At 56.9% G+C, this 13,868-nt stretch carries 9 protein-coding genes and 1 tRNA gene; all 10 read left to right on the forward strand.

From position 1 onward, the window contains the following. Window positions 1–68 precede the first annotated feature (68 nt). The 10 genes from RSF91_RS08120 (at window position 69) to rsmB (ending at window position 13,868) form a co-directional block, all read left to right on the forward strand. Window positions 69–144, forward strand: a tRNA-Trp gene (locus tag RSF91_RS08120). A gap of 88 nt (window positions 145–232) precedes the next feature. After that, window positions 233–616, forward strand: coding sequence for a preprotein translocase subunit SecE (gene secE, locus RSF91_RS08125; RefSeq protein WP_332567947.1), 384 nt, complete (start codon window positions 233–235; stop codon window positions 614–616). Then, window positions 616–1,203: a transcription termination/antitermination protein NusG gene (gene nusG / locus RSF91_RS08130; protein ID WP_099739920.1), complete on the forward strand. Its 588-nt coding sequence runs from the start codon at window positions 616–618 to the stop codon at window positions 1,201–1,203. The genes secE and nusG overlap by 1 nt, the downstream gene beginning before the upstream one ends. A gap of 125 nt (window positions 1,204–1,328) precedes the next feature. Next, window positions 1,329–1,760, forward strand: coding sequence for a 50S ribosomal protein L11 (gene rplK, locus RSF91_RS08135; protein WP_012202438.1), 432 nt, complete (start codon window positions 1,329–1,331; stop codon window positions 1,758–1,760). Then, window positions 1,761–2,456 carry a 50S ribosomal protein L1 gene (rplA, locus tag RSF91_RS08140; RefSeq protein ID WP_099739921.1) on the forward strand — a complete coding sequence of 232 codons (696 nt, stop codon included), beginning with the start codon at window positions 1,761–1,763 and terminating at the stop codon, window positions 2,454–2,456. Between the two features lie 226 nt (window positions 2,457–2,682). Then, window positions 2,683–3,207: a 50S ribosomal protein L10 gene (rplJ, locus tag RSF91_RS08145; protein WP_099739922.1), complete on the forward strand. Its 525-nt coding sequence runs from the start codon at window positions 2,683–2,685 to the stop codon at window positions 3,205–3,207. Window positions 3,208–3,245: 38 nt separating this feature from the next. After that, window positions 3,246–3,623, forward strand: coding sequence for a 50S ribosomal protein L7/L12 (rplL, locus tag RSF91_RS08150; RefSeq protein WP_099739923.1), 378 nt, complete (start codon window positions 3,246–3,248; stop codon window positions 3,621–3,623). Window positions 3,624–3,899: 276 nt separating this feature from the next. Then, window positions 3,900–8,012: a DNA-directed RNA polymerase subunit beta gene (gene rpoB / locus RSF91_RS08155; RefSeq protein ID WP_099739924.1), complete on the forward strand. Its 4,113-nt coding sequence runs from the start codon at window positions 3,900–3,902 to the stop codon at window positions 8,010–8,012. Between the two features lie 122 nt (window positions 8,013–8,134). Then, a complete protein-coding gene (gene rpoC / locus RSF91_RS08160; protein WP_099740094.1) occupies window positions 8,135–12,361 on the forward strand; it encodes a DNA-directed RNA polymerase subunit beta' in 4,227 nt (1,408 codons plus the stop codon). Between the two features lie 121 nt (window positions 12,362–12,482). Continuing rightward, window positions 12,483–13,868, forward strand: a complete 1,386-nt coding sequence (rsmB, locus tag RSF91_RS08165) for a 16S rRNA (cytosine(967)-C(5))-methyltransferase RsmB (RefSeq protein WP_332567948.1) — start codon at window positions 12,483–12,485, stop codon at window positions 13,866–13,868.

The following is a 13,868-nucleotide window of genomic DNA, read 5'->3' on the forward strand; positions in this document are numbered from 1 at the left end:
CTATCCGCGAAGGTGGTCGTACTGTTGGCGCCGGTGTGGTTGCCAAGATCATTGCATAATAGATTTGTAGGGGTATAGCTCAATTGGCAGAGCGTCGGTCTCCAAAACCGAAGGTTGTAGGTTCGATTCCTACTGCCCCTGCCACCTCTTAATGGTGGAATCAACGAGAGCCCGCCTTTGGCGGGCTTTTGTGTCTTGAAATTGCACAAGTTTTGTGCATTTGAAACGAAATATGGCCACTACTCAGGTTGAAACAGTCAGCTCCATTGCTGACAAAGCAAAAATTGCCGCAGTTGCGGCTTTAGTTGTTGCTTCTATTGCTGGCTTTTATCTGCTGAGCAAGCAAGGTGCACTGGTGCAATGGTCGGCCTTGATCGTTGGTCTGGTGTTGTCTGCATTCGTTTTTCTGATCTCTGAGCCAGGTAAGCGCTTCATCGGCTTCGCCCGTGATGCTTGGCGTGAAGTGAAGAAGGTCGTCTGGCCAACCCGCAAAGAAACGATGCAAATGACTTTGTATGTCTTTGCCTTTGTAGTGGTGATGGCCTTGTTCTTGTGGTTCACCGATAAGACGCTTGAATGGGTCTTGTACGACCTGATTTTGGGCTGGAGGAAGTAATGGCTGATACTGTCGAAACAGATGTGAATGGTGGGGCAGCGGCATCCGCCAATCCCGATCTTCGCTGGTATATCGTCCATGCCTATTCAGGTATGGAGAAGGCTGTCGAGCGTAATATTACCGAGCGCATTGCGCGTTCGGGCATGCAGTCCAAGTTTGGCCGCATTCTGGTGCCTTCTGAAGAAGTGGTGGAAATGCGTAATGGCGTGCGCCGCACTACAGATCGCCGATTGTTCCCAGGCTATGTATTTGTCGAGATGGTCATGGAAGATGACACTTGGCACTTGGTCAAGCACACCAGCAAGGTGACTGGCTTTGTGGGTGGTGCCAAGAATCGTCCTGCGCCCATCTCTGAAGAAGAAATCCGCAAGATCGTCGACCAGATGCAGGAAGGTACTGAAAAGCCGCGTCACAAGGTCGAGTTCATGGTTGGTGAATTGATTCGCGTCAAGGAAGGTCCGTTCGCAGACTTCAATGGCTCGGTTGAAGAAGTCAACTACGAGAAGAATCGTTTGCGCGTATCGGTCACCATCTTTGGCCGAGCAACTCCTGTGGAATTGGAATTCTCTCAAGTTGAGAAAACTTGAGATTCGCAATAGAATCTAGGGCTTCGCGTTTTTTGACTCGACGCGAAGCTTTTTTATAGAGTCAGAAACCTCGGGGAGCTGCTTGCACAGGTTGCAAGTGGCGTTATACCCGTAAGGAGCTCAACATGGCGAAAAAAATCGTCGGCTTCATCAAGCTGCAAGTGCCAGCTGGTAAGGCCAACCCTTCCCCTCCCATCGGTCCTGCGCTGGGTCAGCGTGGCCTCAACATCATGGAATTCTGCAAGGCGTTCAACGCCCAGACCCAAGGTGTCGAGCCAGGTCTGCCTTTGCCTGTGGTGATCACGGCTTTTGCTGATAAGAGCTTCACGTTCATCATCAAGACGCCTCCCGCAACTGTTCTGATCAAGAAGGCTATCAAGCTGGACAAGGGTTCTTCGAATCCTCTGAAGAACAAGGTCGGCAAGATCACACGTGCTCAGCTGGAAGAAATTGCTAACACCAAGCTGAAGGACATGAACGCCGCTGACGTCGACGCTGCTGTGCGTACGCTGGCTGGCTCTGCCCGTTCGATGGGCGTGATTGTGGAGGGCGTGTAAATGGCCAAGTTGACCAAGAAGCAAAAAGCTCTCCAGGGCAAGGTTGATTCCAACAAGCTGTACGCTTTCGCTGACGCTGTGGCGCTGGTGAAGGAAGCTGCAACTGCCAAGTTCGATGAATCCATCGACGTGGCTGTGCAACTGGGCGTGGATGCTAAGAAGTCGGACCAAGTGGTTCGCGGCGCTGTTGTGCTGCCTCACGGTACTGGTAAGACTGCTCGCGTGGCTGTGTTCGCACAAGGCGCCAAGGCTGAAGAAGCCAAGGCTGCTGGCGCTGACGTGGTCGGTATGGACGACCTGGCCGCTATGGTCAAGGCCGGTGACATGCCCTTCGACGTGGTGATCGCTGCTCCTGACGCGATGCGCGTTGTGGGTCAGCTGGGTCAGATCCTGGGCCCACGTGGCCTGATGCCTAACCCCAAGGTTGGCACTGTGACTCCTGACGTCGCTACGGCTGTGAAGAACGCCAAGGCTGGTCAAGTGCAGTTCCGCGTGGACAAGGCCGGTATCATTCACGGCACCATCGGCCGTCGCTCGTTCGACTCCGACAAGCTGCAGGGTAACCTGGCTGCTCTGATCGATGCCCTGAACAAGGCTAAGCCTGCTACCAGCAAGGGTCAGTACCTGCGCAAGGTGGCAGTGTCGTCGACTATGGGTGTGGGCGTTCGCGTCGATACACAATCCATCTCGGCGTAATTGCTAGAAATCGTCAGATGAGCCTAGCTCATCTGGTGTGGTGGGCTGCGAGAGTTGTTGCTCTTGCAGGTCATCCAAGACCGTTGGTGTGATTGGATCACTTAATCACGAAGGCCAACGCAGATGGCGATCCCGCTGCAGATGGAATTCTTTCCTAAACAGTTGGTCGCTGCAACAAGAGCGCGCATGAGGGACTTGTCCTGAGTGTGCATTTAAGGAGTAGACCTTGAGTCTTAATCGCAGTGAGAAAGAAGCGGTCATCAATGAAGTGACCAGCCTCGCCGCTAAAGCTCAAACGCTTGTGATCGCGGAATACCGTGGCATCACGGTCGCCGACATGACCAAACTGCGTGCTGATGCTCGCAGCAAGGGTGTGAGCCTGAGCGTGTTGAAGAACACCCTGGCCCGCCGTGCTGTCGCCGGTAGCGCGTTTGACGTGGTGGCTGACCAGATGACTGGTCCTCTGATCTATGGCTTCTCTGAAGACGCAGTGGCTGCCGCTAAGGTGGTGGCCGACTTCGCGAAGACCAACGACAAGTTGGTGATTCGCGGTGGCGCTTTCGGTGGCAAAGCCCTGGACGTGGACGGTGTGAAGCAACTGGCTAGCATTCCTTCCAAGGAAGTTCTGCTGGCACAAGTGTGCGGCTTGCTTATGTCCCCCATGTCGCGTACAGCCGTTGTGCTGGGCGCTCTGGCGGCAAAGAAGAGCGAAGGCTCTGCCGAAGTGGCAGCCGAAACAGCCGAAGCCTAAGCGCTCGGCAAGTAACCAACAAATTTTAGGAAATCAAAATGGCATTCGATAAAGACGCATTCTTGACCGCCCTGGACAGCATGACTGTTCTGGAACTGAACGACCTGGTCAAGGCTATTGAAGAGAAGTTTGGCGTGTCCGCCGCTGCTATGGCTGCTCCCGCTGCTGGCGGCGCTGCTGGCGGCGCTGCTGCTGCTGAAGAAAAGACTGAGTTCAACGTCATGCTGCTGGAAGCTGGCGCGAACAAGGTTTCCGTGATTAAGGCTGTGCGTGAAATCACTGGCCTGGGTCTGAAGGAAGCTAAGGATCTGGTTGACGGCGCTCCTAAGGCTGTCAAGGAAGCTGTTGCCAAGGCTGACGCTGAAGCTGCTGTGAAGAAGCTGATCGAAGCCGGTGCTAAGGCTGAACTGAAGTAATTCAGTAAAATCAAGGGCTGGAGACTCTTAAAAGGGTCTCCAGCCTTTGGCGCTTGTGGAACGCGCTGAAAGAACACACCAGAAAGCAGGTTTCTTTGGGAGTCTGCTTTTTAGTGTCTTCTGACAATCCGACAGCAGAAGATGCCTTGGTTCGGGCGGTGTGCAACGCATCGCCGTCAGCCATGGTTGGTAGTGGCCAACCGCCAAGCCCGCAGGGTGATCCCCTGTGGGGCAGTCGTCGCAGACCCAGGACTCATGTCTTTGCCCGGAGATCTCATGGCCTATTCTTACACCGAACGCAAGCGAATTCGCAAAAGCTTCGGGAGCCGCGATAGCGTGCTCGAAGTGCCTTATCTGCTGCAGATGCAAAAAGATGCCTATACAGCATTCCTGCAGGCAGATGTAGCCCCCAAAAAACGCACCATTGATGGCCTGCAAGCGGCCTTCAATTCCGCTTTCCCTATCGTCTCTCACAATGGTTTTGTGGAGATGAAGTTTGTCGAGTACAACCTCGCCAAACCCGCTTTCGACGTTCGTGAATGTCAGACCCGTGGTCTGACCTTTGCTTCCGCTGTGCGCGCCAAGGTTCAGCTGATCATTTATGACCGTGAGTCTTCGACATCACAGTCCAAGGTGGTCAAGGAAGTGAAGGAACAAGAGGTCTACATGGGCGAAGTGCCCCTGATGACCGAAAAGGGTTCGTTCATCATCAACGGTACTGAGCGCGTGATCGTGTCTCAGCTGCACCGTTCGCCTGGCGTGTTCTTTGAACACGACAAGGGCAAGACCCATAGCTCGGGCAAGCTGCTGTTCTCGGCACGCATCATCCCTTACCGCGGCTCCTGGTTGGACTTCGAGTTCGATCCCAAGGACTTGCTGTACTTCCGTGTTGACCGTCGTCGCAAGATGCCTGTCTCCATTCTGCTCAAGGCTATTGGCCTGACACCTGAAACCATCCTGGCGACGTTCTTCGTGAACGACAACTTCCGCCTGATGGACAGCGGTGCGCAGATGGAATTTGTGGCTGATCGTCTGAAGGGCGAAGTCGCTCGTTTCGACATCACCGACAAGGCTGGCAAGGTTGTCGTCGCTAAGGACAAGCGCATCACTGCGCGTCACACTCGCGAACTGGAGCAATCTGGCACCAAGTTCGTCAGCGTGCCTGAGGACTTCCTGCTGGGCCGCGTGCTGGCCAAGAACATCGTTGATCCTGACACTGGCGAAATCATTGCCAAGGCCAACGAAGAGTTGACCGAAGCGCTGCTCAAGAAGCTGCGCAGCGCTGGTGTGCAAGATGTTCAGTGCATCTACACCAACGAACTGGACCAAGGCGCTTACATCTCGCAGACTCTGCGTACCGATGAAACCGTGGACGAGTTCGCTGCCCGCGTTGCCATCTACCGCATGATGCGCCCCGGCGAGCCGCCAACCGAAGATGCAGTGCAGGCTCTGTTCCAGCGCCTGTTCTACAACGCTGACACGTACGACCTGTCGCGCGTGGGCCGCATGAAGTTCAACGCCAAGATTGGCCGCGAAGGCGCGACCGGTCCCATGGTGCTGTCCAACGAAGACATCCTGGCTGTGGTCAAGATTCTGGTGGACCTGCGCAATGGCCGCGGCGAAGTCGATGACATCGACCACCTGGGCAACCGCCGCGTGCGTTGCGTGGGCGAACTGGCCGAAAACCAGTACCGCACTGGTCTGGCGCGTATCGAAAAGGCTGTGAAGGAACGTCTGGGTCAGGCTGAGCAAGAGCCCCTGATGCCTCACGACCTGATCAACTCCAAGCCCATCTCGGCTGCTCTGAAGGAGTTCTTCGGTGCGTCGCAGCTGTCGCAGTTCATGGACCAGACCAACCCTCTGGCAGAAATCACGCACAAGCGTCGTGTTTCCGCTCTGGGCCCAGGCGGTCTGACTCGCGAACGTGCAGGCTTTGAAGTGCGTGACGTGCACGTGACCCACTACGGTCGCGTTTGCCCTATCGAAACGCCTGAAGGTCCAAACATTGGTCTGATCAACTCGCTGGCTCTGTACGCCCGCCTGAACGAGTACGGTTTCATTGAAACCCCGTACCGTCGCGTGGTGGATGGCAAGGTCACGATGGACATCGACTACCTGTCGGCCATCGAAGAAGGCAAGTACGTGATCGCCCAGGCGAATGCCGAGCTGGATGCCGCTGGCAATCTGGTGGGTGATCTGGTGTCGGCCCGTGAAAAGGGTGACTCCACACTGGTGTCGGCCGAACGCGTTCAGTACATGGACGTGTCGCCTGCGCAGATCGTGTCGGTGGCTGCTTCGCTGATTCCTTTCCTGGAACACGATGACGCGAACCGTGCCTTGATGGGCGCCAACATGTCGCGTCAGGCCGTGCCTGTGCTGCGCCCTGAAAAGCCCATGGTCGGTACCGGTATCGAGCGCGTTGCTGCGGTTGACTCCGGCACTGTGGTGACGGCCAAGCGTGGCGGTATCGTTGACTACGTCGACGCGACCCGTATCGTGATCCGTGTGAACGACGACGAAGCCGTTGCTGGCGAAGTTGGCGTGGACATCTACAACCTGATCAAGTATCAGCGTTCCAACCAGAACACCAACATTCACCAGCGTCCTATCGTCAGCCGTGGCGATAAGCTGGCCAAGGGTGATGTGCTGGCTGACGGCGCTTCGACCGATCTGGGTGAAATCGCTATCGGCCAGAACATGCTGATCGCGTTCATGCCCTGGAACGGCTACAACTACGAAGACTCGGTGATGATCAACGAGCGCATCGTGGCTGACGATCGCTATACCTCGATCCACATCGAAGAACTCGTTGTGATGGCTCGCGACACCAAGCTGGGTGCCGAAGAAATCACACGCGACATTCCCAACCTGTCCGAGCAGCAACTGAACCGCATGGACGAGTCGGGCATTATCTACGTGGGTGCAGAAGTGCAACCCGGCGATGTGCTGGTGGGCAAGGTCACTCCTAAGGGTGAAACCACGCTGACGCCTGAAGAGAAGCTGCTGCGCGCCATCTTCGGCGAGAAGGCTTCCGACGTGAAGGACACTTCTTTGCGTGTGGATCAGGGCTCTTCGGGCACCGTGATCGACGTGCAAGTGTTCACGCGTGAAGGCATCCAGCGCGACAAGCGTGCTCAGCAAATTATTGATGATGAGCTCAAGCGCTTCCGTCTGGACCTGAACGACCAGCTACGTATTGTTGAGGCTGATGCTTTTGACCGTATCGAGAAGCTGCTGACTGGCCGCGTGGCCAACGGCGGTCCTCAGAAACTGTCCAAGGGTGCCAAGATCGACAAGGCGTATCTGGACGGCGTGGAGAAGTTCCACTGGTTCGATATTCGTCCTGCAGAAGACGATGTGGCCGCTCAGCTGGAGTCCATCAAGAACTCCATCGAGCAGCAGCGTCACACGTTTGATCTGGCGTTCGAAGAAAAGCGCAAGAAGCTCACGCAAGGCGATGAGTTGCCAGCTGGCGTGCTGAAGATGGTCAAGGTGTACCTGGCCGTCAAGCGTCGTCTGCAGCCTGGTGACAAGATGGCCGGTCGTCACGGTAACAAGGGTGTGGTCTCCAAGATCACTCCCGTGGAAGACATGCCTTTCCTGGCTGATGGCTCCACTGCCGACATCGTGCTGAACCCGCTGGGCGTGCCTTCGCGTATGAACATCGGTCAGGTGCTGGAAGTGCACTTGGGCTGGGCCGGCAAGGGTCTGGGCCAGCGCATCGGTGACATGCTGCAAAAGGAAGCCCGTGCTGCTGAAGTGCGCGCCTTCCTGGAAGAGATCTACAACCGCAGCGGTCGCAAGGAAGAGCTGTCTCACCTCGACGACGGCGAAGTCATGTCCATGGCCAAGGAATTGACCACTGGCGTGCCTTTCGCAACCCCTGTGTTTGATGGTGCTTCTGAAGCCGAAATCAAGGACATGCTGCAACTGGCCTATCCTGAGGACGTCGCAAAGGCCAAGGGCCTGACCGAACCCCGCACTCAGGCCTACCTGTATGACGGCCGTACTGGCGAGCGCTTTGAGCGTCCGACCACCATCGGCTACATGCACTACCTGAAGCTGCACCACTTGGTCGACGACAAGATGCACGCCCGCTCCACAGGTCCTTACTCGCTGGTTACGCAGCAACCTCTGGGCGGTAAAGCTCAGTTCGGTGGCCAGCGTTTCGGTGAAATGGAAGTGTGGGCGCTGGAAGCTTACGGCGCCGCATATGTGCTGCAGGAAATGCTGACTGTGAAGTCCGATGACGTGGTGGGTCGTACCAAGGTGTACGAGTCCATCGTCAAGGGCGAGCACTCGATCGAAGCGGGCATGCCCGAATCGTTCAACGTGCTGGTCAAGGAAATCCGCTCTCTGGGCTTGGATATCGAGCTCGAGCGTTCTTAACGCCTATTAAACAGAGAGCTGCAACCGCTTGAAAACAAAGGATTTGCGCTTGGTTCTTTCCTCAAACCAAGGCAAATCCAGCGGTGGCTGCAATGATTTTTGACGAAAAGGGAAAGAGTTACATGAAATCGCTACTCGACCTGTTCAAGCAATTTACGCCTGACGACCATTTTGATGCGATCAAAATTGGTCTGGCTTCTCCCGAAAAGATCCGTTCGTGGTCTTTTGGTGAAGTGAAGAAGCCTGAAACGATTAACTACCGTACCTTCAAGCCTGAGCGTGATGGTCTGTTTTGCGCCAAGATCTTTGGCCCAATCAAGGACTACGAATGCCTGTGCGGTAAGTACAAGCGCCTGAAGCACCGCGGTGTGATCTGTGAGAAGTGCGGCGTTGAAGTCACACAGACCAAGGTTCGCCGTGAACGCATGGGTCACATCGACCTGGCTGCGCCTTGCGCTCACATCTGGTTCCTGAAGTCCCTGCCTTCGCGCCTGGGCCTGGTTCTGGACATGACGCTGCGTGACATCGAGCGCGTGCTGTACTTTGAAGCCTACGTGGTGACCGACCCCGGCATGACTCCGCTGAAGAAGTTCAGCATCATGACCGAGGACGACTACGACGCTAAGCAGATCGAATACGGCTACGACGAATTCACCGCCAAGATGGGCGCTGAAGGCATCAAGGACCTGCTGGAAGGCATCGATATCGACATCGAAATCGAACGCCTGCGCAACGACTTGACCGGCTCTGAAGTCAAGGTCAAGAAGAATGCAAAGCGCCTGAAGCTGCTGGAAGCGTTTAAGAAGTCTGGTATCAAGCCCGGCTGGATGGTGATGGAAGTGCTGCCTGTGCTGCCTCCCGATCTGCGTCCTCTGGTGCCTCTGGACGGCGGTCGCTTTGCGACTTCCGACCTGAACGACCTGTACCGCCGCGTTATTAACCGTAACTCGCGTCTGCGCCGCCTGCTGGAGCTGAAGGCTCCGGAAATCATTGCTCGCAATGAAAAGCGCATGTTGCAAGAAGCGGTTGACTCGCTGCTGGACAACGGTCGTCGCGGTAAGGCTATGACGGGCGCCAACAAGCGTGCCCTGAAGTCCCTGGCCGACATGATCAAGGGTAAGAGCGGTCGTTTCCGTCAGAACTTGCTGGGCAAGCGCGTGGACTACTCCGGTCGTTCCGTGATTACCGTGGGTCCTTACCTCAAGCTGCACCAGTGCGGTCTGCCCAAGCTGATGGCGCTGGAGCTGTTCAAGCCCTTCATCTTTGCGCAGCTCGAGCAGCGCGGCATTGCCACGACCATCAAGGCTGCCAAGAAGGAAGTGGAAGCCGGTACGCCCGTGGTGTGGGACATCCTTGAAGAAGTCATCAAGGAACACCCCATCATGCTCAACCGTGCGCCTACGCTGCACCGTCTGGGTATCCAGGCGTTTGAGCCCATCCTGATCGAAGGCAAGGCCCTGCAACTGCACCCGCTGGTTTGCGCTGCGTTCAACGCCGACTTCGACGGTGACCAGATGGCTGTTCACGTGCCTTTGTCTGTGGAAGCACAGATGGAAGCCCGCGTTCTGATGCTGGCCTCGAACAACGTGCTGTTCCCCGCTTCGGGCGAACCCTCCATCGTTCCTTCTCAGGACGTGGTGCTGGGTCTGTATCACGCCACGCGTGAAAAGATCAACGGCAAGGGCGAAGGCATGGTGTTTGCCGACCTGATGGAGCTGCAACGCGCTCTGGACGCCGGTGAGACCGAACTGCACGCCAAGATCAGCGTTCGCTTGACCGAGTGGAGCAAGAACAAGGAATCGGGCGAATTCGAGCCCGTGACCTCGCTCGTGGAAACCACTGTGGGTCGTGCTCTGATGTCTGAAATCCTGCCCAAGGGCCTGGCTTTCAGCAACATGAACAAGGCGCTGAAGAAGAAGGAAATCTCCAAGCTGATCAATGCCTCCTTCCGCAAGTGCGGTCTGAAGGCAACGGTTGTGTTTGCGGACAAGCTGCTGCAAAACGGTTTCCGTCTGTCCACCCACGCTGGTATCTCGATCTCCATCGATGACATGCTGGTGCCTCCACAAAAGGCCGACATCCTGGCACGCGCCGAAGGCGAAGTGAAGGAAATCGAACAGCAGTACGTTTCGGGTCTGGTGACCTCCGGTGAGCGCTACAACAAGGTTGTGGACATCTGGGGCAAGGCCGGTGACGACGTGTCCAAGGTGATGATGGACCAGCTGAAGGTTGAAAAGACCACTGACCGTCACGGCAACGTGGTGGACCAGGAATCGTTCAACGCCATTTACATGATGGCTGACTCCGGCGCCCGAGGCTCCGCAGCTCAGATTCGTCAGCTGGCCGGTATGCGTGGTCTGATGGCCAAGCCTGATGGCTCGATTATTGAGACGCCTATTACCGCGAACTTCCGCGAAGGCCTCAACGTGCTGCAGTACTTCATCTCCACCCACGGTGCTCGTAAGGGTCTGGCGGATACGGCGTTGAAGACAGCGAACTCGGGTTACCTGACTCGTCGTCTGGTGGACGTGACGCAAGACTTGGTCGTGAACGAACAAGACTGCGGTACCTCCAACGGTTACCTGATGCGCGCCATCGTCGAAGGCGGTGAAGTGATCGAGTCCCTGCGCGACCGCGTGCTGGGCCGTACCACTGCTGAAGAAGTGCTGCATCCAGAAAACCGTTCCGTGCTGCTGCCTGCTGGCACCTTGCTGGACGAAGACCTGCTGGAAGAGCTGGAAACCCATGGCGTGGACGAGATCAAGGTGCGTACCGCTTTGACCTGCGAAACCCGCTTTGGTCTGTGCGCAACCTGCTACGGTCGTGACTTGGGTCGCGGCGGCATGATCAACCTCGGCGAAGCCGTGGGTGTGATTGCTGCTCAGTCCATCGGTGAACCCGGTACACAGCTGACCATGCGTACGTTCCACATTGGTGGTGCGGCTTCGCGTGCGGCTATCGCTTCGAGCGTGGAAGCCAAGTCCAATGGTTCCATCGGCTTCAACAGCACGATGCGCTATGTGTCCAACACCAAGGGCGAGCTGGTGGTGATTTCCCGTTCCGGCGAAATCGTGATCAGCGAAAACGGCCGTGAGCGTGAGCGTCACAAAGTGCCTTATGGCGCCATCCTGACGATCAAGCCTGATGAAGCCATCAAGGCTGGCAAGATCCTGGCTAACTGGGATCCTCTGACTCGACCCATCATTACGGAATACGCCGGTCGCGTGAATTTCGAAAATGTGGAAGAAGGTCTGACGGTTGCCAAGCAGGTCGACGAAGTGACCGGTCTGTCCACTCTGGTGGTGATCGATCCCAAGCGCCGCGGCTCTGCCAAGGTGGTTCGTCCTCAGGTCAAGCTGATCGACGCCAACAACCAGGAAGTCAAGATCCCCGGTACCGATCACTCGGTGACGATTGGCTTCCAGGTTGGCGCGCTGATTCAAGTGCGTGACGGCCAGGAAGTGGGCCCAGGCGAAGTGCTGGCCCGTATCCCTGTTGAAGGTCAGAAGACCCGAGACATTACCGGTGGTCTGCCACGTGTGGCCGAGCTGTTCGAAGCCCGTACGCCTAAGGACAAGGGTACTCTGGCCGAGATGACCGGTACCGTGTCGTTCGGTAAGGAAACCAAGGGCAAGATCCGCCTGCAGATCACTGATCTGGAAGGCAAGGTCTCTGAAGAGCTGGTGCCTAAGGAACGCAACATTCTGGTCCACGAAGGCCAGGTGGTGAACAAGGGCGAATCGATTGTGGACGGCCCAGCCGACCCACAAGACATCCTGCGTTTGCTGGGTATCGAAGAACTGGCTCGTTACATCGTTGACGAAGTGCAGGACGTGTACCGCTTGCAGGGCGTGAAGATTAACGACAAGCACATCGAGGTGATCGTTCGCCAGATGCTGCGTCGCGTGATCATCGAGAACTCTGGCGATACCACCTACATCCAGGGTGAACAGGTCGAGCGTTCCGAGGTGCTCAACACCAACGAAGCCATGCAACGCGAAGGCAAGATCCCTGCTACGTACTCCAACGTGCTGCTGGGTATTACCAAGGCGTCGCTGTCGACCGACTCGTTCATCTCTGCGGCTTCCTTCCAGGAAACCACACGTGTTCTGACCGAAGCTGCCATCATGGGCAAGCGCGACGAACTGCGTGGTCTGAAGGAAAACGTGATCGTGGGTCGTCTGATTCCTGCCGGTACCGGTCTGGCTTACCACCAGGCTCGCAAGGCCAAGGACGAAATGGACGACGCCGAGCGCCGCGCCATTGCCGAGGCTGAAGAAGCTGAGCTGGCCGGTGTTCTGTCCGACGACGCTGAAGTTGCTCCTGCGGGCAACGCATCGGCTGAGTAAGCAAAGCCCTGATCTGAAGCTGACAACGGCTTCAGATCACTGCTGATGCACCGCGCTCCCGCTCTGCCTTGTGCAGACGGGAGCGTTTTTCATTGATTCAAAATTTTCAGGCCTGCATTTCATGACTTCCACGCCGTCCAAACCCAAGAACGCCAGCCAAGGTGCTGCCACGCCCAATGCGCCTGCCCTGTGGCAACAGCTGGATGCGGTGGCCAAGGCCCTGCACGGCATTCTGGGTGGCCAGTCCAGCAAGACCGTGCTGGCACAGGTGCCGCAGCGTTTGCGTCCGGGTGTGCAGGCTTTGCTGTTTCAGGTGCTGCGCAATCTGGGCCGTGCCCAGGCGCTGCAAAAACAGCTGGTGTCGCGTGCGCCCGCACCCAAGGTCAGCGCTTTGCTGAGCACGGCTCTGGCACTGGCATGGGATGAAGCCCATGCGCCTTACCCGCCGTTCACGCTGGTCAATCAGGCCGTTGAAGCCGCCAAGAACGGTGCCGCCCGTGCGCAATCTGGCTTTATCAACGCCTGCTTGCGCCGTTTCTTGCGTGAGCGCGATGAACTGGTCTCGGTCACGGAAAACGATCCGGTTGCGGTGTGGAACCATCCCGCCTGGTGGATTGCACGCCTCAAGAAAGACCATCCTCAGGATTGGCAGGCCATTCTGGCGGCCAATAACGATCAGCCGCCCATGACCTTGCGTGTGAATACGCAAAAATGCACTCCAGCGCAATACCAGTCAGCGCTGGAAGCTATGAATTTGAAGGCGAAGGCCGTTGCTGAATCAGGCCTTCAGCTGGAGCATGCCGCTCCCGTGCAAGAGCTGCCGCACTTTGAAGAAGGCTGGGCCTCGGTACAAGACGGTGCAGCCCAAGCTGCTGCGCCTTTGCTGCTGAACGGACTGGCATTGCCCGAAGGCCGCCCCCTGCGTGTGCTGGACGCCTGTGCCGCCCCCGGTGGCAAGACCGCTCACCTGCTGGAGCACGCCGCGCCCGGCAGCATTGAGGTGACAGCGCTGGAAATTGACCCCGAGCGCGCCCGCCGTATTGGCGAGACGCTGGCTCGTCTGGGTCTGCAAGCCAAGGTGGTGGTGGCCGATGCCTCTAAGCCTCAAGACTGGCTTGAGTCGCAATGCGGTGGCCTGCCTTTTGATGCCATTTTGCTGGATGCGCCATGCACGGCCTCGGGCATTGTTCGCCGCCAGCCCGATGTGCGCTGGTTGCGCCGCGAAAGCGATGTGGCCCAGCTCGCCGCCATCCAGTCCAAGCTGCTCGATACGCTGTGGCCGCTGCTGCAGCCAGGCGGTCGCATGGTCTATTGCACCTGCTCCGTTTTCAAGTCCGAAGGCGATGTGCAGATGCAAGCGTTTCTTACACGCAACACTACTGTGACCAGCTTGCCTGCTCCGGGGCATTTATTGCCCGGTAATTCGGCAAAAGACGGCTCTGTGTCTGACAATCCCTTAGGTGACCACGACGGCTTTTTTTACGCTCTGCTGGAAAAATCGCGCTAA

The sequence above is a fragment of the Comamonas sp. genome (assembly GCF_036643215.1).
GTDB lineage: Bacteria > Pseudomonadota > Gammaproteobacteria > Burkholderiales > Burkholderiaceae_C > Comamonas.